The organism is Aminiphilus circumscriptus DSM 16581, from assembly GCF_000526375.1.
Lineage (GTDB): Bacteria > Synergistota > Synergistia > Synergistales > Aminiphilaceae > Aminiphilus > Aminiphilus circumscriptus.
In genome coordinates this window covers 921,368-942,407 of the sequence record NZ_JAFY01000002.1, presented here as the reverse complement: position 1 = coordinate 942,407, position 21,040 = coordinate 921,368, and the positions used below count along the sequence as shown (strand labels likewise).

Sequence of the window (21,040 nt, the reverse complement as noted above, 5' to 3'; positions counted from 1 at the left end):
GGTATTTCGAAAGGGAAACAGGAGATCTGCTCCCGGCTCGTTCAGTTCCTGCCCGTCCCTTCCCCCGCTGTTCCGTCTCCGTCCGTCCCGGCGCTCCGGATCCCTTTCCGGTTCCTGTATTTCCTCACCGACAGGATCTCCGTGTTCCCCAGTCCCCGGACGAGGCCCAGGGAACGGTAGATCTTCCGGGCGCTCTCGCTCATGGCCTTCGGAAACCGGTAGAGTTTCCCCGTCTCTTCGTCCTTCATGAGGGTGGACTGGACATCCAGCAGGGCGGTCCGGATGGCCCGGGCGCTCATCACCGCGTTCTGCCGGACCGCCACTCGGTGCTGGAGATGCCGGAGGAGGGCGAAGGCGAGGTAGGTGAGGGCTATGTGGGCCTCGATCCTGCGGGGTACCCAGTGATAGACAGGGCGGATGGAGAGGTCGTGCTTGTTCACCCGGAAGGATTCTTCGATGCGCCACAGGCTCCCGTAATGGGCGAGGATGTCCTGCGCTTCCGCGGCACTTTCCACGGGCAGGTCGGTGATGACTCCGTGAAGGCCGTCCCACCGGCTGTCCCGGAGGATCTTCTCTTCGTCCAGGATGTAGCGGTCCTGTCCGTTTGCATTTTCAAGGGAGAGGTATTTGTTCGTCCCCCGGTTGGTGACAAGGCTTTTTCCCGGAAGAGTCTTCTTCCCCTGCAGTTTTTTCCGCAGTCGGGCCAGAAGCCGTTCCCGGTCGGAGGCGTCCTTCCGGGCTCGTTGTTCACTCCAGGTGACGAGCAAATTTCTCCCGTTTTCGAGGGGGACGGAGTACCAACGGGAAGGGCTGCACGTTTCTCTCTCACTCTCCGGGAAGACAGGCGAACCTCCGGGCAGGGGGAGTAGTTCCCGGCGTCCAGGATTTTCTCCCTCATGGTCCGGCTGAGACCCCGGAGTTTCGCTCCCACGACGAAGGAGCATCCCGCCTTCTCCACTTCGTGCAGGTTCTCTTCCGTGAACATGGCCCGGTCCGCCACCACCACCGCCTGCCGGGGGGAGAAGGTCTCCATGCATCTCCTGAGCACAGGCACAAGAGTATGCCCTTCAAAGGTGTTTCCCGGGAAAAGGTCGTACCAGAGGGGAAATCCTTCCGGCGTCACCGCCAGGGCGAGCACCACCTGGGTCTCCTGTATCCTGTTGTCCTTGCTGTACCCCGACACCCTCAGGGCATCCGCCTCAAAGCTTTCGAAATAGAGGGTGGTCACATCGAAGAGCAGCAGCGACGCCTTCGTCTCGAAGAGGGACGCGGTCTCCCGCGCCACGATCTCCCTCACCCGGTCCGTCTTCTTCGCCAGGGCGTCCATCATTCGGTAGATCCTGTTCAGCGACATGTCCGTCCCGCCCTCGTCCTCCAGCCAACGGGACATCCCCCGCTTGCTCGAAGGATTGGCGAGGGCGCAGGCGAGGCATTTCTTCAGGACTTCCGTGTTCCCCTTCCCACGGCTGGATACCCCGAAGATCGCCTCGAAGCCCAGGGAGGAGAACAGGCTCTCCACGACTTCCCCCGGCCCTTCCGTCACCTGTTCCAGGTTCTTCATCCCCCGGAGGCTGACCCGCTCCCCGTCCCCGACCGGCCGCTCCCACGCCTCTTCGTTCTCGAGGAGGGAGAACCCCGGAAGAGAGGGCTGCTCTCTCTCCTCCATCTCCAGAATGAGCTTCCGCCCCAGTTCCTGGAGCTCGGAGAGCTGCTTCTCGTCGTGGGCTATGCCCACGTGCTGGAGAATGACCTGGGAGACCCGTTTCCCGGTGCGGACGGATTTGACGATCTGGACTGATTTTCGCGGACTGAGCTTTGAGGATTTCACCCGGATATACATAAAGGAAGTATATCCGGAGAAAGACAATATGTCAATAGGGCAAATATACTAGGCACTACATTTTGATTTCCGGCTTCCCGATCTTCTGAACCCCCATGAACACTGCATCCCTTTTTTCAAAATCCTTGTTTTCTCGGGAAAAACGGCGAAGTCGGGAAAAAAGTTTTCTTCTCTCCGTCTCCGTGCTCTTCGCGTCGTCTCGGCTCGTTGAGCCTTATTGCCCCGCGGGGGCAGGCGGCAACGCAGCCGAGACAGCCGAAACACGAAGAGGACACGGGAAGCGTCCCGGAATCCTCGCCCCTTGCCTTTCTCGCCGCCGCCTCGTTCAAAAGTGGTTCCAGAAGCCGATCCGGCATGTGACACGCCTTCGTGCAGGCACGACACCCTACGCAGCTGCGTACGTCCAGCGCCACGGGACTTCGTTTCGCTGCCCCCGCCAGAAGGGTCCCCAGCGTTCCACCGGGGCAGACGTGAAGGCAGAACGCCCGGGGCTCGAAGACGATCCCCATGACCGCCGCGAGCAGGATCATGCTCTGGCAGAACCACAAAAAAAGCCGACCGTGTGCATCGTAGGATGCAAAGGCCACGGGCAATCCCAAATGGACGTTTACGTACCAGACCACTCCGGCGAACCAGGCGATCATGCCTCCCACGAAGAGCGCCCGGAGCACGTTTCCCTTTCCGAGCCAGTTCGGAAAGGGAAACAACCGCAGAGAAACGCGGCTCCACACGAGGTCCGCGAGCCCTCCGTTCGGACAGAGCATGCCACACCACACTTTTCCCCGAAGCACCGAGAGCATCGCTCCCAACCCGAGCATCATCACGCAGAACCACCATTGTTTCATGATCATCACGGTTACGAGAAACGCAATGACGAGTTGCGCCTGCAGAATACGCCGTACCTTCGGCCAGGCGCTTCCCAGAGGATTTGCCATGTTCTTTCCTCCCCGCTTTCTTCCAATCTTTTGGGGAAATATTATACCCATCATAGGTATAATCGTCCAGACTCAAGAACGCCGCGTGTTCTCTCCCTCGCAAACCCGTGTCCATCCACTCCCAGCTTCACAGAAGCAACTCTGTCACAAAGAGATGTTCCGTCGCTCCACTGGCGCCGCAGCGATGATTCGGGACGGCGCGTTCGCCTCTCCGAAACCGGACATGGTCTTCGGCCTCCACAACCATCCCGAATACCCCGCAGGTTCTATCGCCGTCAAGAAAGGCCCCCTCATGGCGGCAGTGAACACGCTTCGCCACGATCTTCCCCCGGTGTTGAACCACCCCGAAGCGACACGTCTGGTTCGGGAAAGAGCCCGTGTCTTTTTCGGTCCGAACGCAGTCGTGGTACCGACGCCATCTATGGGCGGCGAAGATTTCGCTCTTTTTCAGGAACAGATTCCAGGATGTTTCTTCTGGCTCGGGGTGGGGCAATCCGGATCTTGGCGCGATCCATCCCTGGCACATCCCCCTCCTTCGAGCGGACGATCCTTTCCCTTTGGGGCTTCCGTTCTTGCTCTGGCCGCGTGGAACGCGTTGGAGAAATCCGCTTGAGCGAAGGGGAAAACCCCCCTCGTGAAAATACACGCTTCCGAGCGTGTGGATACCCTCCGGACGGGGCTCCGAAAGCCCGCCACCCGAAAGAAAACCCGCTCGCCAAATTCCTTCGGCGAGCGGGTTTTCACTTCGCAATATGTTCCATGCTCTTTTCACTCCACTTCTCCCAAGCGTGCTCAGTCCGGCATGGAACACGCCCCCGTGCAGGCCCTACACCCCACGCAGCTCCGTAGGTTCAGCACCATGGGACTTCGCGTTGCCGTTTTTCGGAGTAAACCCGGAAGACACGGAGACAGGCAAGAGCCGCTCAGAGAACCGTGAGTTCCTTGGGGAAGCGACTCATGGGCTCGGGGCCCTCATCGGTGAGAACCATCACGTCCTCGATGCGAACACCGATCTTTCCGGGGATATAGATACCGGGTTCCACGCTGAAGGCCATGCCCCGCTCCAGCATCTGGGTGTTCCCCTCCCGAATATACGGATTCTCATGAATGGCCACACCGATGCCGTGGCCGGTACGACTGATGAAATACTCCCCGAATCCGGCCTTGGCAATGACTCCCCGCGCCGCTCGGTCAATGTCCTGAGCGGCGGCACCTTCCGCCACCGCAGCCTCCCCGGCGAGATTCGCCTCGAGAACGGTCTCGTAGATGTACCGTTCCTCTTCCGTGGGATTTCCCACAAAGAACGTGCGTGTCGTGTCGGAGCAGTATCCCTCGAACTTACACCCGAAGTCGATGAGCACCGAATCCTTCTCCCGAAGAACCGCTCCGCCTCCGTTGTAATGAGGATATGCACCATTGGCGCCGAAGGCAACGATGCATCCGAAGGAAAGATCTGTCGCGCCCTTTTCAAGGAGCAGCTCCTCCAGACGCTTCGCCAGGGTCCGTTCGGTCACACCCGGGCGGATCTCCTTCGTCAGAGCTTCCAGGGCCGCATCGGCGATCTGTCCCGCCCGACGCATTCGATGAATCTCCTCGGCGTCCTTGCGAAGACGGGCCTCTTCGCCGACAAAATGTCCGTCTCCGAACGTCGCGGCAAAGCGCTCCTGGAGATTGAGCATGTCCACTGCGCGGATACCCTCGTTCACGGCGATGCGGCCATTTCGCAACCCCCATTTTTCGAAGGCCGCCACGGTCTTCTTCTCGAACCATTCCGCATCGTCCCAGACGACCATCTCCACTGCATCTCCCAAGGCATTCCGCATCTGCTCCACGTAGAGCTTGGGTGAAACGGCGCAGAGTCGCCCGTCCCGGAAACACACGAGGACTTTGAAGCGTTCATCGGGATGCAGAACAAGCCCGGACAGATACTCCATGTCCGGCGAGGGGCCAACAAGCAGTGCGTCATAACCGGCCTTGTCGAGCAGCGTCGTGAACTTCGCCAAACCTTTGCCGTTGATCATCTTCAGTTCTCCCTTCGCGCCCTTTCCGGAAGGTCGGGCCTTCCGCTCCGGCAACACCGAAAAGAGCGTCCCGCCTCCGGAAGAAATGGTTTTGTCGTGTCCTATGATATATCAGATATCTGAAAATGGGTCAACGAGGGAAAAGGAAACGCCCGGATCCGATCTTCAACATCGAATCCGGGCGCTCAAGAACTTCGTCGAGTCAAAACGCTCCTGAATTCCCTTCGGATGTCGACGAAAAGACGTCAGGACTTTCTCTTGGCCTTCCCCTGCCAGGCATGGAGCGCCAGGGCGACCCCGATGACCCCGTAGGTGACGAACACCCGGAAGTATTCTCCCACCTGAACGTTCCCCAGCAGATTCTTCCCCGCCAGGGGCGAGACGATGAACATGGTGTGGAAAAGAAGTGTTCCCATCAAGGCCTGACCAATTGTGGCCTTGGAAACCGACGCACCACCGATGAGAATGGCCGCCACGGCGAAGGTTCCCACCTGAACGTGAGCACCATAGGTGTTCATGTTGCCGATGTTCTGGAGAAAGATGATCTGCCCCCACGCCGCGAGGACCGTGGAGAAGATGATGGCCAGGACGCGGATCTTGTCCACCTGAATGCCCGCGACCTCGGCGATGTGCCGGTTCTGGCCGGTGGCCCGGAATTCCTGCCCCAATTTGGTCTTGAAGAGGAAACGCATGCCCACGCAGAGAAGCGCGATAATCGCGAGGGTCACGACGGGAACGACGATGGGCGTGACCGACCCTGGAATGGGGATGCGCACTTTCCAGAGATTGTCCAGCGCGTAGTGCATGATTTTCAGGTCCACGGTGTTCCGCAGGCCATAGCCTCCCGGAATGAGCATCTCGGGAACGCGGATGGGAATGAGGTTGCCCATGAAGTAAAGGTTGATGAGCTGATAGACCCCGTTCGCGAAGAATCCGAGGATGATCCCGGTGATCATTTCCTTGCCCTTGGCGCTGTTGAAAAGTTTCCCCGTGAGCCATCCGAAGAAGACCGCCAACGGGAAGGAGAGAATGCAGGTGAGGGTGAACCCCCAGAGTCCGGCGATCTGCCAGTTCACTGTGGCGAAATAGGCGAATTGTCCCGCCATGGCTCCGAGCACGATACCGAAGTTCAACCCCATTCCGGCGAGGATGGGAATGATCAAGGAGATGACCAGAAAACTATTCCGGGCCATGCGCACCACGATTTCGTTGAGCAGGAAGGGCAGGGAAAGTCCGCTGTAGTAAGCGCCGATCACGCAGATGACGAGAAAAAAGAGCGGCACGACGTTGCTGCGAAGTGCATAGGCGAGGTCGAACTTCTTCTTCGCCGGAGGCATCGGTGGAACCGCGTTTTGTGTCGTCCTGGTCTCCTGTGCACTCGTCATCGCACGTCCACCCCCGCTTCTTTCCGCGTCAACGCGTAGAGAATAATGCCGTTGCTGATGATGATCCGCACCACGTCGGCCAGGTTGTCCGCCACGACCAGGTTGGCCACGGGCATGGAGACCACCAGGATGGATTGGAAGAGAAAGGTACCGACGACAGCGTGGGTCACCGTGGCCCGCTTCAGGGAGGCACCTCCGATGAGAATGGACGCCACGGCGAAGAAGGCCATGAAGAGCGGCCCCATGTAGAGCTGAAGAAATCCGTAGCTCTCCGCGTAAACCACGATGCCCACCGCGGCAAGCATCTGGGAGAGCACGGAACCCAACACCCGGAGCCGATTCACGTTGAGCCCCGCTGATTCGGCGAAACGGGGGTTGCTCCCCACCATCATCATGGCGATGCCCGATTTGGAGCGCATGTAGAGCCAAGTGAGCACGCAGAAGAGAGCGAAGAAGAGGAGAAGCCCCGTGGGAACCGTGACACCCATCATATCGAAGGAGAAGAGGTTGTCGAGAACACCGGCAAAACGCTTTTCAAGGGTGATGGTGACCCTAAGCCCTGAACCACCGTAGGGCCAGATCATCTCCGGGCTCTTAAAGGGAACGAGAGTCCAGAAGATGCACATGAGGGAGACCACGGAAAAACCCACGTAGGTTCCAACCGTCATCTCCTGTCCCTTCACCTTGTTCTGAAAAACGCCGTAGAAATAGCCCGCAATGCCCGCCAGAAGGGCTCCGAAACCCGCCGAGAAGAGAAAGGCTGAGAGCCCTGTCATGTCCAGTTCGATGCTCAACGTCATCGCCACGATGCCGCAGGTGATCCCCAGAGGAAGCACGAAATTCGGTCCGGTTCCGGACTGAATGGCGGGGATCATGGCCAGCACGAGAATGCCGTTCATGCCGAAACGCGTAAGGATGCTGCCCAGAAGCTGCGGCATGGAAAGCCCAAGGACCTTCGCGGCAACGATGAGCAGAATCAGAAATCCGAGGATGATGAAACGGGGAATGCCGAAATCCTTGACGGCCTCCCGGATCCGTTCGCCCATACTTTCCCGGGGCAGACCGTTGTTCTCCAGATCCGCCATCACGATGCCTCCTTTCTCGAATGGGACATTTCACCCGCCATGAGAAGGCCGAAATCGACGTCGCTCGCGTCGGGGGGCAGAATGCCCTCGAGTTTTCCGTTGTAGATGATGGCGATGCGGTCGCAGATGGAGCGCAGCTCCGCCAGTTCCGAAGAGGTGATCACCACGGTGACGCCCATCTCTCGGTTCAATCGGACCAAAAGATCAAGCACGATTTTCTTGGCCCCCACATCGATGCCACGGGTGGGCTCGGAGACGAAGATGAGCCGCGGCTCCAGCGTAATCGCCTTGGCGATGCACACCTTCTGCTGGTTTCCTCCGGAAAGGCGCCGCACGATCTGCTCCGGTCCGGTGCAGCGAATGTCCAGATCTCGAATCATCTTCAGGGCATGACGGCGAATGGCACCTCCGTCGGCCAGGAGAATGCCCATCCGTCGGAGGAATTTTCCCTGGCACTGCATGGCCGTGACGGTCATGTTGATCTCGATGGATTCGTCGAGAAGAAGGCCCACGCCGCGCCGGTCCTCGGACACGAAGGCCATGCCGCTCCGCAGGGCCTCGAGGGTATTGTTCAGGGGAAGATCCTTCCCGTCGAGGACAAGCTTGCCCTCCGCAGGATACATGCCCACCACGCCGTTGGCGATGCCGATTTTTCCGTGTCCCGCAAGACCGCCGATGCCGAGGATTTCACCCTCATACACGTCCAGGTCAAGTCCGCAGACCCGCTCTCCCGGCATGTCCACACGGAGGTCCGCTATCTTCAGGAGCACCTTGTCCCTCTTGGGACTGGGTGCACAGGCGTCGCACCCCACTGCCTCGAGCTTGCGTCCCACCATGAGTTCCGCCAGACGGCTCACCGAGGCCTCGTCTGCCTTCAGCGTCGCCACCTGCTCGCCGTCGCGGAGAACCGTGATGTCCTGGGAGACGGCAAGCACCTCGTCAAGGCGGTGGGTGATGAAGAGAATGGAGATTCCTTCTCCCGCAAGACGACGCATGGTAGCGAGAAGCACCTCCGCCTCGGATTCGGTGAGCACTGCCGTGGGCTCATCGAGAACGAGGATCTTTGTCTTCTCCTTGTCGATCTCCCGGGCGATCTCCACGAACTGCATGTATCCCACGGGAAGCCCCGCCACGGGCAGCATCTCGTCCAGTGTCGAAAGCCCCAGGCGATCCAGTGCCTTTCGCGAGTCCCTCCGCATGGCTGGCATGTCCAAACTTTCGAGTTTTTTCCCGAAAATACGGCTCACCATGTTGGGGAACGTGATTTCACGGTTGAGTTTGATGTTTTCAGCGATGGAAAAACCCGGAAGGAGCATGAATTCCTGATGCACCATGCCGATCCCCAAATCCACCGCATCCTGGGGAGAGGAGATGCGAACGGGATTACCGTCCATGAAGATCTCCCCCGAAAATCCTCCCGTATTGTGGATGACAGGCATGCCGAAGAGAATGTTCATGAGGGTTGATTTGCCCGCACCGTTCTCACCCACGATGGAATAGATCTTTCCCGGCTCGACCCGGATCGAAACTCCCTTGAGGACCCGGTTCCCGAAGTATTCCTTCTGGATGTCCCGCATTTCCAACCGATATGCCGCCACCAGGGGGTTCCCCCTTCCCTCGTCTGCTTTTTTGCCGATGCACGGGGCCGTCCCTCAGGTCGGCCCCGTGCATTATAACTACCTCAATATAACTACCTCAATTACCCTGCTTTCGATTGCTCCCGTGGATTACAGACCGAAGATGATGGACTCGCCGACGAAGAGGATGAAATTGTCCGCCTTCTCCTTGCCGTCGGGAGCGACGTAGGTGCTGGTCTTGATGCCGTCGCCGCAGTACTTCTTCAGCAGTTCCACCATCTTGCCGTTGTCATATCCCTTGATGGAGCCATCGCCAATGCCAAAGGCGTATTCCGTCGCGGCGTAGGCCATGCCCATGGTGGCGGGAATCTTCCACGTGGCGAACCGTCCCGCACCGCCACCCTCCTTCACCTTCGCGCTGATAGCCTCGAGAATGAAGGCCACATCGCCGGCCTTGTCGGCGGGAATTTCAATGCCGAGGGCCCCGGGATAGGCGTGATAGGGGCTGGGGCAGCACTGCTCGGGATAGATCGCCCCGGTCTTCAGCACGGACTTGATGAGGGGTTCCTGCATGCCGCAGTTCGTGCTGAAGAAGGCCGTATCCTTGCCGTACTTCTCCACCTGGCGAGGCACGTCCTCGAGAATGAACTGCTGGGCACCAGCGATCCCTGCGTCACCCGTGGGATCGGGGGCATTGACGAAGACAAACTCGATGCCCTGCTTCTTGCATTCCTCGATCATGATATCCCGCCGGTTGGCGAGAAGCGGATAGGACATGTGCCGGGGGAAGGAGTAGTGGATAAACGTCTTGGCGCCCATTTTCTTGGCCATCTCAATGATGCTGATGCCGCGGGCAGGGTTGTCCGTCTCGAGACAGATGTCGGCCTTCTGGGCGGACATGAGCGGATCTTCGTGGGGCACGATGTTGATGAAGAACATGTCCGGGCGGATTTCCTTCACCTTGTCGATGGCGGCGGCAGTGCCGGGAACGCCCTGAACGAGGACAATGGCCTTCACATCGGGATCCTGGGCCATGCTGAGGATCTGCTGGATTGTGGTCTCCTGCTCGTCCATGAACTTGTCGGGATAGGTCACGTGAATGACGCGGTCCGCGCCCCACTGCTTGATCATTTCCTGAGCGGCGCGATACTCTTCCTCACCCTGAGACGTGGTCCCCGTCATGATGCCCACCTTGGGCTGGCCCGCGAAAGCCATGCCGCAGAGGCTCACCAGAAGCGCAAGTACAAGGACTCCCAAAATGCTTTTTTTGAACACCCGCAACGACCTCCTTTTCACTCACCCGGCTCCGTGCGGCCGGATCGTCTTTTTTCAGTGCACCGTTCCGCGCGCAAGAGGATTCTTTCCGGCCTTGCAGATTCCGATGCCCCGCACCACCTCGCTTCCATCCACACGTATTTCCGCAAAGGATCGACGCTGCGCCTTGTCCTCACGGTTACGGAACACTCGGGCACAAACACGCCCCCACGAAAAACATTGTAGCAGGAATCTCAACTCTTTACCCGAAAGGGGTCAAAAGACCCCGGCTCCTGTGAACAGCAGCCGCCATGCCACCAAAGATTCCATGAAAAGAACATCCGCGATGCGAGCAACCGGAGACGGCCGCATCTTGGAATCCAAACGAGAAAAAGAAACGTTCCGCCTCGCGGGAAACAACAACGATCCTCTTTACCATGAGGAAGAAAGGAAATGCTCTCTGAAACAACGAGTTTTCCACAGCACACGCATGAGATCACTCGTGAAGAAACCGCCTGGATTGATGCCTCTGTCCCGTAATATATCAGACACCTCTCTTTCCATCAATCCATTTTCCCCTGGGCACACCAAACTAATTTTTTACAGGAAGGTCAAAAGGCTTCTCTTAAACCCTTCTGTCCACGATACGACGGATTTTCCCCGTGCGCTCCACCCGGGGAATGGACTGGGGCGGAACGACCCGAGCTACCAGTTCCTCGAGCTTGAGATTGCGCGGATCCGCGTAGACCTTCGCCTTGGCAATGATGGCGTCGCAGATGCGCCGCTCCAGTTCCACCGTATCCCTCGTATCCCTGGACTCCTGAGTCCTGGGAAGCCCGGAAAGGCGTCCCGGAAGGCTTTCCACGGTGAAGGTCACCCGAGCACGCTCTCCCAACGGGTCCACAACGATCTGAAAATCCGAGGAGAGCTCCGGAAAGGCGCGAAGTGCCTGGGCGACCTCCTCCAGATACAGTTTTCCGAAGTGAACCCGCACGTAGTCGTCGGTCCTGCCGAGAAGGCGGAACCGGGGTGACCGGGAGCCGCATGCACATGCCCCCGCGACCCACTCCGCCCGGTCTCCAAGACGATAGCGGATCAGAGGGTGAAGGTGCCTCTCTAGTGTGGTGGCCACGATTTCTCCGTCCTCCATAAGTTCCATGTAACACCATTCATCGGTGACGTGGAATTCCGTGGGGCTGCAGTGGGGACACTGGTATCCCATGGGACCGATCTCCACGGCGCCATAGAGCGGCGAGGCGATGCACTCGCTCCGGAAGAGCCGCGACACGTACTCCCGGGCCGACTCGGGAAGAGGCTCTCCCGTAAAGAAAACCTTCGGCACCGAACCGCTCCAGCCCGTTCGCTCCACCGCCTCCGCGAGAGAGACGAGGGCACTGGACATGGCCATGATCGCCGTGGGGCGAAACGTGGCGAGCATCTCCAGGGTTTCCTCGTCACTTTGGTTGTAGGTCATGGAGAGAATGCGGCACCCCGTCTCCTCGAGCGCCCGATCGAAGGCGAGAAATCCCGTCCAGAGCGCCCCCGCCCGGAGGAGATTCGCCACCGTGTCCTCCGGGCCGATCCCAAGCATCCGAAATCCCCGCCCCGTGAGATGTCCCGCAAGGTCAAACTCCTCAGCGGACCATGCGACATAGCGAGGTTTTCCCGAAGTTCCTCCGGAGGCGAAGAAATAGGCTCCCCGGGGCTCCCGGGTGAGCATGGTCATGTCGAAGGGAGGGCAATGGGCCGCCAGGTCCGCCTTTTCGAGAAAGGGAACGTTTTTCAGGTCGTCGAGTGATGCGAGAGGAAGAGAAAGCGCACGCGAAGCATAGCGCTCCCGATAGAAGGGACTCGCCGTGGCGGTCTCCAGAATGGCGTTGATCCGGGCGAGCAGCTCCCGGTCCCGGCTCTCCCGAAAGAGGAAATCCTGGCCGAGCAGATCCGGGGAGATGTCCTCCCGGTTCACGAAGCGCACGAGCTGCAGAGGAATGAAAACGCCGTCGTGAGGCGCGGACGGATCGGCACCGAGACCCATCGTGCCGGGACGACAGAAACGGAGCACGCCCAGACCGAGCATGGCCTCCAGAGAACTTTGCAGCCGCTCCTCCGGCGCCGCAAGACCCACGGTGGACATGTAGTAACCCATGACGCGGAGATTGCCTTCAGTCACATCCTCGAGCCGCCGCACACGGTTCACGTAGACCGTCCGGTTGAGCGGAGAGGGCACCACGTCCGCCCCCTCCTGGAGAATCACCGTAGCGTCACCGCCGGCGACCTCGAACAACCGCGCCTTCCCCTGAAAGCTTTTCCACGCAGCCAGTTCCCGTTCCTTGCGGATCTCCACCAGCTCGTCCAGCTCCGCCCTTCCGGGCGGAAAGACCTTCGCCTGCTCCGCCAGGGCGTCCGCGAAATAGCGGGAAAAACGCACCACGTAGGAGGAGTCGTCCCCGAAGAGATCCGATGCGTCCGCTCCGGCATCCTCCACGAAGACATTCTGGCAACTCGTGCAGGCTCTCTGCTCCCAGAGCGTGACATCGAGGGCGAACCCCTTCGCGGCCTCCCGGAGTTCCTCGTCGTCGAGCCCTTCCGTCACGACGCCGAAACTGATCTTCGGACCGAAGGCGAGAAGCTGCGTCTTCGGAGCGAGGTCCTTCTTGTATTCCCGCACGGCATCCTCGCCGCCGAAAAGCAGAATGCCGTCGAAAACCCGCTTCACGAGGGACACGACCGCCGCATTGCGCCTGCTCCAGGACGTGACAGCCAGGTAGGGCGCAACCAGCCCCTTCGGATCGGCTTCGAGAAGTGCCTCGAGAAAAAGAAACGGGAAAAGCGGATCCTGGCGGGAGATCTTGAGAACATTCACGTTCTTCGTCGAAATGCCGAGCACGAGGGAATCCACGGAGCCGAGGAAGATGTTTCCCGCGGCGACGTGACAGACCGCCCCAAGCGGAACCGCCCGGGAGAGCTTCCCCCGCCCCCAGGGGACGAAACAGTCCAGCGCCCGGTAGTTCCCAAGACAAGAGAGGCGCTCCTGGAGAAACGTCCGGGAGAGCAGCGTCCCCAGTACCTCCACACCCTTCTCCACGAGCGCCGGGGAATAGCCCGTCACGGCGGGCATGTTCTCCAGAATGCGCCTGCGATAGGAACCTTTGGGATCGACGAGCAACCTTCCCGTGCGGTGCAGCACTCCAAGCACATCGTCCACGGGAACCGCCGCGAAGGCACGGGATCGTTCCGCCAGAAACGTCTCATTGAAAAATCGGGCCGCCGTCGCCTCGGGCAGGTCCTGGGGCAGCTCGAGAAACTCACCGAACAAGTAGTGGCGCTGGGTCGCTTCCATGATCCTCTCTCCTCACATTTCGTCTTTGTCGGAACTCTCACGGTCTATGCAGCACCGCGGAACAGGGAACCCGACGGCGAAACACCGGTGCCCACATCGAGCCATCCATGAAACACCGGGCAGGAATGCCTCCGCTCACGCGCCCGTACGAGCCATGCGATCCAGGATCTCCTGAGCCGCGATGGCGCATCCCTTGTGCTTGGACGTACCTCCCCGCCGGACCGAAGCGATGTATGTTCCGGGAAGACCACAGGGGCAGTCCTCCTCGAGGCGGGCCACGTCGGTGGCAAGAAGAGAGCAGTTCGGCTGGGCGGTGTTGTAGGGAGTGAGCAGATGCAAGAGCCCCTCGACACCGGGAGGAAGCACCTCCAGCGTTCTGGGATCCCGGACGGAGAGCCGCCCGAAGATGGGTACGTGATGATGCCCATAGCGGCACGCTCCATAGGGAACACCGTGCTCCGCCATGCCGAACACGTCCCGCACGTTCTCCCTCGGCAGCCCCAGGGATTCCTCGAGGAAACGGGCAAATACCTCCTGGCTCAGGGGAACTCCCGCGTAGTTCTTCCATCCGCCTCCGGCGATGACGAAGCTCCGGGGATCGACCCGGAGTCCGGGAGCGATCTTCCGCAGCTCTTCCACCGCACGGTACATGAAGGCGGGAAAGCCGAGAAACCGGAGCGGCGCGTCCTCGGCCAATTCGGCAATGCGCCGGGCCGCGGCAACGGCGTCGAACTCGAACTCCTGCGAGGCATCGTCCCATCGGATAAGCCAGGACACGGTCTTGGCCGGAGCACAGACCATCTTCTGTTCGGTGCTCCAGCTCGTTCCCACCGCTCCGGCGTGCTCCCGTTCGTAGCCGAAGAGCAGATAGTGCACAGGTTCGGTACTCTCAAAACCGAGCCCCCGGAAGACAGACCGGGAGAGCGCCTCAAGCCTGGCGAGAGAGGGCGTGTCCAGCAAAAGCTGTGTTTTCTGACCACTCGTCCCCGAACTGGTGAGCGTTAGGACAACCTCCTCGTCCGGAACGGAGCAGAAACGATGGAGCTTGAGCGTTCCCACGAAAAGGGGGGGAATGTCGTAGATGTCTCCCGAGGCTTTCGCCCGTTCCGGAGAAAACCCGCCGCGGACCGCAAGAAAGCGCAGAAAGGGGTGTCGCTCGTACTGGTACCGGTAATTCTCGAAAAGTGCCTCCGTAAAAAGCGAATCCCTCTCCGGAGAAAAAGCAAAGGCGTCCTCGAGGGAACAGAGGGCATCCGCGACGGGGAAAAGCCCTCCGTCACGCTCGTACTCTGCGCCGTTCCCGGGGGTGAACGCTCTCAGTCCATCCTTTCCTGTTTCTTCAGGCATTTCAACGGCATCCTCTCCGTGCTTCCGCTTCCGGGAAGCGTCCTCCTCGGGGCGTTCCATACATCCCATACATCGCGCCATAGCCATTCCTCCTCGCAATACCCGTTATAGCGGCGCACAACACATTGCCCCGCCGGCTCACCCGCTGAAAGGCGAGGCACGGAGCACCACCACGCGCTCTCCGGCAACAGACATTTCAGGCGTTTCCAGCGGAAGGCGACGGCACGTCCTCACCGGGATCGCAGGAGCGAACGTAGGCCAGCAGTTCTCCCGCAACGTCCGAGGCAATCCTGATTCTGCCGTAGTCGATGATCTGATTGTTCAGGTACTGCAAAAGAAGAAAAGGCCCCCGGGAAGCGTGGGGAAGAACTCCGGCGAAGAAAAATCCCTCTTCCTCCAGGACGTCGCAGAAGAAGGGAGTCGTAGGATCTCTGAGAGGAAGCCGCAGGGAGATGAACTCGATTTTTTTTCGGCAAAGCTGCCGCACCACCGCCTGTACCGCCGCTTTCGTCTCCATTCCGAAAGCAACGAGGTTGATCTCCGCCGTCGCCGTCGTCTCCGTGACGGACACGCGCATTTCGCCCTGTCCCGGGGGCAGCTCCGGGCGCAGACCACGTGGAAAAACCATGCGCGGGTGCATGTCCAGTTCCACGAAAAGGCGCTCGAGCATGCGCCGGTGCCGCAGAGGACAGTGCAGTGTTTCAGCGGGAAAGACAACCAGCGGCAGGAAGGCCAGAACCAGACTCAGGCGTTGCCCCACCTCGCCACCGAGCTTCTTGAAATTCATGGTCTCGGGGTAGGCACCGACGAAGAGTCCGCACTCGCGAAATCCCACGGAACGGCCCGCCTTCTGGGAAGCCGGATGGGTGGTCACGGACTGGACGTACGCTCCGCCAAATCCTCTCTGGCGCGCCTCGTCAAGAAGAAAGGTGGTCAGATCATGCAGACACCCCTGCCCTCGATAAGCAGGTTTCACGAAAGCCATGCCGATCTCGACGGGGGCCCCGGGGTCGTCGGAAGGCACCTCAAGCGCGGCATGGCCCATGATGTCCCCCTCCGGGGTCACCGCAAGGGCGGAGACGAGGCTTCCTCGGGCGTTCAGGTCAACCACCCGGTCGGGAAAGAAGATGTGAGGGTTCGGGTAGGAATATCCATAGGCCCGGTAGGCGCAACGAGCCACCTCCACCGCGTCCCGAGGTTCGAGAAGACGGATGGAATAGGCGATCCGCTCCGGCGGCGAGACGGAGACTGCGGTTTTTTCCTCGACGGGCATCTCCCAGGCGGCCAATTCCTCTCCATGCGAGAGTTCTTGCACGGATTTTCTCGGCAGATACTTGATCAGTCTGGTTTCCTTTCCCTTTCTTCCGAGGTTGACGAAGGTCGCCTCGTCCATGAGGTGCCGCATGAGGAAGATGCCGAGTCCGCCTTCTCCCTGTCCCTCGGAAAGTGTTCCTGCCTTGAGATGTTCCGGAGCGTACTCCGGCACCAGGCCGGGGTCGAAGGGAAGCCCCTCGTCGTGCACCACGACCTCCATCCCCAAAGGAACCGCCCGAAGGCATACCTCGAAAGAGGCCTGTTCGCCGGGATCGAAGGCGTGTTCCACCACATTTACGAACGCCTCCTCGAAACCGAGCTGTATCTCTCTCCGGGCCATTTCTTCAAAACCGATCTTCGCGGCCAGCTCATCCACCAGCCGCTGAAGTGGAGCAAGATACTCAATGGAATCGGGCACCACGATGCGCAACTCGTCTCCCTGACGCATGAACAGCGCTCACCTCCTAACACATTACACATTTTCCGAAGGAAAACCGAATCGACACATCGCCTTCGACGACAAAATACTGGCGCCGTTTCCGGAAAGAACAACGTCAGCCGTTCCCTCACCGAAAAACCGCGTTCTTTTTTCCCATGGTACGCCAGTTATACAGACAGGACAAGGGATTCTTTCTCTCTTGATTGAATCTTTAAGAAAATAAATTTAAATTTATTATTAAGTATTTGGGGTGAACCTCTTGTGAGAGTACTTTCCGCTTCAGAGGGAGATTGTCACTGTCTCCGCTTTCGAAAACTTTCTCAACTTCAGGGAAGCTCTGAATAAAGGCCTTTCACTTTCCCTTGACTCGGGTCGCGTCAGGCTCTGCGAGGCGCCTTGCGGAGCTGACGCAGCCTTATTCAGAGATCCCTCAGATCTCGAAGTCTACATGTATCCAATAAGCCCCACTGAAATCCCTGATGCTTGACGCACGCGTAGGCATTGTTTTATTCTACCTTGCAAGCTGTGTGATCATAAAGCGAACAAGATAACTTTTATTTCAGACCATTGAACCAGGTTGAGCATGCATGCTGTGCCATTCGCACCACCACAAATCGGCGTCAAGCCGAAAACGGCACGAATCACCCGGAGGGGAAATGCCTCTCTCACAGGAGAAACGCATAATGACCCCTAAATATGTGTTGCAAAAATTCGTGGAGGCATTCAACAACGCGGACCCGGATTCCCTGGCTAACCTGTACAGCGATGACACCGTCAACCACCAGGTCGCGGCAGGAGACCCCATCAAGGGGCGCGAGGCCATCCGAAAAATGTTCACGGACGGTTTCGCCGCCGCAAACATGACCTGTATCGTCGAAAACATGTTCAAGGATGGAAAATGGGCAATCATGGAATGGCGCGACCCTCTGGGGCTGCGGGGGTGTGTTTTTTTCCGGATCGTCGATTCGAAAATCGTTTTTCAGCGAGGTTGCTGGGACAGGCTGACCTTTTGCAGACAACAGAACTTTCCGATCCCCAAAGAACGGACATGAACCGGAACTCGACAGAAAGAATCCCCCGGAGAGTACATATCGAAAAACGCACGGGAGACCTGATCACCGTGGAGGCAAACATGCGCGTCAGAAAAATGATCGAAGCGGACCTGCCTCGCGTAGCATTGCTCCTTGAGGAACTCAGCACAGCCCTCGGAGAGGACCGTCCCCTCGACGAAAACGACCTGCGGCGTCACTTCGCGAACATGGACGCACAGGACGAAACATACGAAAACTACGTGTGCGAGCACGAGGACGAGGTAATCGGATTTCTTTCGCTCCTGTTCTACCGAAGCCTGTACCACAGAAACGGCACAGTCCTCATCAACGAACTGATCGTCTCCGAAAAACACAGGGGCAGAAACGCAGGCGCCTCCTTGCTGAAATATGCCGTCGGCAGGGCCAGAGAACACAGCATGGACGAGATTGAAGTGGGAGTCATGCAGGCAAACGAAAGAGCGCGCAGTTTTTACCAGCGTCATGGGCTTTCGACGGAGTACCTTTTGCTGGGAATGGACTTCGACACCTCCTCTTAAGAGACCGTCCCATCCGAACTCCGTGCGCGAAACCCATGATGAGGATGAGGCGTGCCCGGCGAGAACCTACCGTTTCCCGTTCGACGGACACTCCGACGAAGAATTCGTTTCGCCAACCGAAAAGCCGGAGGTGAGGGCAATGCGAATCGCTTCGCTCTTCAATACCACTCTCGAACACATCGAATCCCGAAGGTGGAACCCCTACCTCGGCATCAGCATCAATAACAAAAAATTCACGAGGGAATATCTGTACGACTTCATGGCATGGGCCGCCGTGCGAACAAAGGAACGCGTAGCCATCGTGATCGTCGACATCATTCAGCATATCAACAACCTTGTCTTCGACAGGAGCAAGCCGATTTCGGCAATCGACAAGGCCTTCCGGAAAGCGGAGGAGGTGCGCCTCCTGTGCGATCAGGCCATGTCGGCGCTTCCCCCGCAACTCTCCGAAAAGATCGTTCTCCTCGACTGGACGGACATCGTCTACGACCCTTTTTTCTGCCACAACCTCCAGATCTTCAAGGAAGAATACGCCGAGAATGACGACTTCAGAAACGCGCTCATCGCGATAACGAAAAAAAATCTCGGGAGCATCGTCAGCCGTCTCGACGAGGACGCAATCGAAACGCTTTCCCGATACCTTCTCAACGAGTTGCCCGAACTCGCGACCGGCTTCATGCACGACGGCATCCACTACAATCTGAACGTCTACCCCGGCAGGATCGGATCCATCTACTCCGAACTGATGTGCCTCAATTTTTTCCCCCGCATCTATTCCAGACTCTACATCATCGGCAACATCGCATCGGTCGAGGCGTATTCGGAGGAAGCTCCGGACGGATGAGACACGAACTCACGCTGTCCGCACGTCGTTCCTCTTGCCACCCGGCAGCGCGACGCGAGGTGCCTCCACCCCGGTAAGGCGGAACTGAGAGACGTGGGCGGTCATTCGCCCCGAGCTTTCCGCCAGCGCTTGGGATTCGGTGGCAACACTCTCCGCCGCCGCCGCGGTCTCCTCCGAGGCACGTTCGATGCCCCGGATGGCTTCCACCATGGCCTCGGTGGAACGGGTCACCGCACCGAGAGCCTCGGTCATCTCACTGCTGGCTGCGGACTGTTCCGCCGCAGCGGCAGCCATGTTCCGAATCAGGTCGCTCGTGCGGATGATGCGTTCCATCGAGAGATCGAGCCGCTCTCCTGATGCGGCGGAATCCGCCAGGGTTCTCTTGAGAACCTCCGCCATTTCTCCCGTGGCGGCAACAGAGGTCTTGGCGGATGTTCCCAGGGAGCCGATGAGATCCTGCACCCGCTTGGCCGCCTGGGCGGATTCCTCGGCGAGCTTCCGCACTTCCTCGGCGACAACGGCGAAACCGCGTCCCGCCTCCCCTGCCCTGGCCGCCTCGATGGCGGCGTTCAGGGCCAGAAGGTTTGTCTGGTCCGCAATCCCCGTGATGGTGGTTACGAAGGAAGAGACTTCCGCCACGGCCCCGTCGAGGCGCTCCATATGACCGACGATCGCGCGGTTCCGTTCCTCGAGGGCGTGCATCTCCTTCACCGTACCGGCCAGGGACACGGAAGCGTTCCGGACCATCTCGGTCACCGCATCCATGGCAAGGGCAGCCAAGGCCTCGGAACGTCCCCCCGCCTCGTCCGCCTCAACGGCGATACCCGACACGATGTCCCGAAGGGAAAGCGTCATGTCGCCAAAGGTCCGGCTCAGGTCGCCCAGTTCATCGCTCCCCGCTGCGCCCTCCGCATCCGCTGTTGCGGAGAGATCCTTCTCTCTTACACGGTTCGCCAGAGCCATGCCATGACACGTCCCAGCCGTCTCGTAATGCTCCGAGTGAGAAGAAATCCCAGCAGGATGGAGAGTCCGGCACCCACGGCAATGCCCACAAAAACGAGACGCCCCGCTCCGGAAGAAACCGCAGCCGCCTCCACCCTCGCGGCATCCACCGCCTGTAGCTCGGCGCTCACAAGAGCATCCAGCGCGGCAATCGCGGTATCGAAGGCTGCACCGTTCGTTTCGAGCACCTGTTTGTTCATCACATTCTGGATCGCCACCGCATCGCCCACGATCTTCCGCGCCCGGTCGAAGATATCCCCGATGGCATCCGCCGCAGGAAGACATTCATAGGCGAAAGCGAAGCGGATGTCGCCCATGTCTTCGTCGGTGATGTCGTCCCTGTTAAGCTGTTCCCGAATGCCCTCCGCCGCAGCATAAAGAATCTTGTATTGTTCAAGGATGCGCGGTCCGAAGAGATCCACCAGTGCGGGGTTCTTCACACTGAAGGAGGCAAGCCATTTCCCCATGGCACTTTCCGCCGCATCCACGTTGCCGCGGAAGGGCATTTCCGTCATGACCGCCCGGCTCAGGTCCAGGAGCCATTTCTGATGAGCCACCTCGAGAACGGCAAGTTCCGCCTCGAACGCCGCGGGATTGCCAATGCCCGTCTCGTCGAGTTTCCCGGACAGGGTAAGGAAATCCTCGATCCCCTTGGTGCGTTCCGCCTCGGCGCTGCGAAAAGCCTGAAAGAGCGCGTCTTCCTCGGTGGCGCGCCCCAGAAGAGCTGCAAGCGTCTCCAGATTCTCCCCGGTCTTCTTCCGTTGGATCTCCAGGTCCTGGTAAGCCCGGCGGCGTTCGTCCGCCGATGCGGCGAGGTTCAAGAGGCTCCGCTCCGCCGCCCGAATACCTTGCTGGCTTTCCTGAAGCAGGAGAAGGCAGCGAACACGGGGCAGGCGCACCTCCGCCATGTCCTCCACCTGCCCGGCCGTCCGCTGGATACCGAAGGATCCGAGAAATCCCACCACGGCACACACGAGCGTCACCGCGGCAAAAGCGCCTGTCAGTTTCGCGCCGATCCGCACACACCATCGCCCCTTTCTTCCGACTCGACCGTAAGAAATACAGCACC

Annotated in this window: 16 protein-coding genes and 1 pseudogene; 4 read left to right on the top strand and 13 right to left on the bottom strand. The window is 59.3% G+C overall.

Going from position 1 to position 21,040, the window contains the following annotated elements; genetic code table 11:
- Positions 1–41 precede the first annotated feature (41 nt).
- The 3 genes and pseudogenes from K349_RS20050 to K349_RS0105055 form a co-directional block, all read right to left on the bottom strand.
- Positions 42–944, bottom strand: a complete 903-nt coding sequence (locus K349_RS20050) for an IS1634 family transposase (RefSeq protein ID WP_420834451.1) — start codon at positions 942–944, stop codon at positions 42–44.
- Positions 866–1,840: pseudogene (locus K349_RS0105060) on the bottom strand (IS1634 family transposase); the annotation flags it as partial. The gene K349_RS20050 and the pseudogene K349_RS0105060, both read right to left, overlap by 79 nt.
- A gap of 116 nt (positions 1,841–1,956) precedes the next feature.
- Positions 1,957–2,775 (bottom strand): 4Fe-4S binding protein, encoded by an 819-nt coding sequence (locus tag K349_RS0105055; RefSeq protein ID WP_026368756.1) that lies wholly within the window; start codon positions 2,773–2,775, stop codon positions 1,957–1,959.
- A gap of 184 nt (positions 2,776–2,959) precedes the next feature.
- Here K349_RS0105055 and K349_RS20215 point away from each other — a divergent pair, with 184 nt between their 5' ends.
- Positions 2,960–3,388: a M20/M25/M40 family metallo-hydrolase gene (locus tag K349_RS20215; RefSeq protein WP_026368755.1), complete on the top strand. Its 429-nt coding sequence runs from the start codon at positions 2,960–2,962 to the stop codon at positions 3,386–3,388.
- A 310-nt stretch (positions 3,389–3,698) separates the two neighbouring features.
- Here the strand turns inward: K349_RS20215 and K349_RS0105045 are convergent, their stop codons facing one another.
- From K349_RS0105045 to K349_RS0105000, 8 genes are all read right to left on the bottom strand, one after another.
- The gene (locus tag K349_RS0105045; RefSeq protein ID WP_026368754.1) at positions 3,699–4,796 is read right to left on the bottom strand and encodes a M24 family metallopeptidase; all 1,098 of its coding nucleotides are present in this window, start codon (positions 4,794–4,796) and stop codon (positions 3,699–3,701) included.
- 245 nt (positions 4,797–5,041) lie between these two features.
- The gene (locus tag K349_RS16455) at positions 5,042–6,133 is read right to left on the bottom strand and encodes an ABC transporter permease subunit (protein WP_034264264.1); all 1,092 of its coding nucleotides are present in this window, start codon (positions 6,131–6,133) and stop codon (positions 5,042–5,044) included.
- A gap of 44 nt (positions 6,134–6,177) precedes the next feature.
- Complete coding sequence (locus K349_RS0105035; RefSeq protein ID WP_245588000.1) at positions 6,178–7,266, bottom strand: ABC transporter permease subunit; 1,089 nt, start codon at positions 7,264–7,266, stop codon at positions 6,178–6,180.
- Positions 7,266–8,864: a sugar ABC transporter ATP-binding protein gene (locus tag K349_RS0105030; RefSeq protein ID WP_026368752.1), complete on the bottom strand. Its 1,599-nt coding sequence runs from the start codon at positions 8,862–8,864 to the stop codon at positions 7,266–7,268. Before K349_RS0105030 ends, K349_RS0105035 begins: the two co-directional genes overlap by 1 nt.
- A gap of 129 nt (positions 8,865–8,993) precedes the next feature.
- The gene (locus K349_RS0105025) at positions 8,994–10,118 is read right to left on the bottom strand and encodes a DUF3798 domain-containing protein (RefSeq protein WP_026368751.1); all 1,125 of its coding nucleotides are present in this window, start codon (positions 10,116–10,118) and stop codon (positions 8,994–8,996) included.
- A 604-nt stretch (positions 10,119–10,722) separates the two neighbouring features.
- The gene (locus tag K349_RS0105010) at positions 10,723–13,437 is read right to left on the bottom strand and encodes an acyl-CoA reductase (protein WP_026368750.1); all 2,715 of its coding nucleotides are present in this window, start codon (positions 13,435–13,437) and stop codon (positions 10,723–10,725) included.
- A 135-nt stretch (positions 13,438–13,572) separates the two neighbouring features.
- A complete protein-coding gene (locus tag K349_RS0105005; protein WP_026368749.1) occupies positions 13,573–14,865 on the bottom strand; it encodes a LuxE/PaaK family acyltransferase in 1,293 nt (430 codons plus the stop codon).
- Between the two features lie 115 nt (positions 14,866–14,980).
- Positions 14,981–16,546: a GNAT family N-acetyltransferase gene (locus tag K349_RS0105000; protein ID WP_026368748.1), complete on the bottom strand. Its 1,566-nt coding sequence runs from the start codon at positions 16,544–16,546 to the stop codon at positions 14,981–14,983.
- A gap of 674 nt (positions 16,547–17,220) precedes the next feature.
- Here K349_RS0105000 and K349_RS0104995 point away from each other — a divergent pair.
- The 3 genes from K349_RS0104995 (at position 17,221) to K349_RS0104985 (ending at position 18,969) form a co-directional block, all read left to right on the top strand.
- On the top strand, positions 17,221–17,589 hold the full coding sequence (locus K349_RS0104995; protein ID WP_026368747.1) for a nuclear transport factor 2 family protein: 369 nt from the start codon (positions 17,221–17,223) through the stop codon (positions 17,587–17,589).
- A gap of 80 nt (positions 17,590–17,669) precedes the next feature.
- The gene (locus K349_RS0104990; RefSeq protein ID WP_034264884.1) at positions 17,670–18,125 is read left to right on the top strand and encodes a GNAT family N-acetyltransferase; all 456 of its coding nucleotides are present in this window, start codon (positions 17,670–17,672) and stop codon (positions 18,123–18,125) included.
- A gap of 139 nt (positions 18,126–18,264) precedes the next feature.
- Positions 18,265–18,969 (top strand): tRNA-dependent cyclodipeptide synthase, encoded by a 705-nt coding sequence (locus K349_RS0104985; RefSeq protein WP_026368745.1) that lies wholly within the window; start codon positions 18,265–18,267, stop codon positions 18,967–18,969.
- 9 nt (positions 18,970–18,978) lie between these two features.
- On the opposite strand, the gene K349_RS16450 is transcribed toward K349_RS0104985, so the two are convergent.
- Both K349_RS16450 and K349_RS0104975 read right to left on the bottom strand, forming a co-directional pair.
- Complete coding sequence (locus K349_RS16450) at positions 18,979–19,932, bottom strand: methyl-accepting chemotaxis protein (protein WP_026368744.1); 954 nt, start codon at positions 19,930–19,932, stop codon at positions 18,979–18,981.
- Positions 19,911–20,993, bottom strand: coding sequence for an MCP four helix bundle domain-containing protein (locus tag K349_RS0104975; RefSeq protein WP_169731305.1), 1,083 nt, complete (start codon positions 20,991–20,993; stop codon positions 19,911–19,913). The genes K349_RS16450 and K349_RS0104975 overlap by 22 nt, the downstream gene beginning before the upstream one ends.
- Between the last annotated feature and the right edge of the window lie 47 nt (positions 20,994–21,040).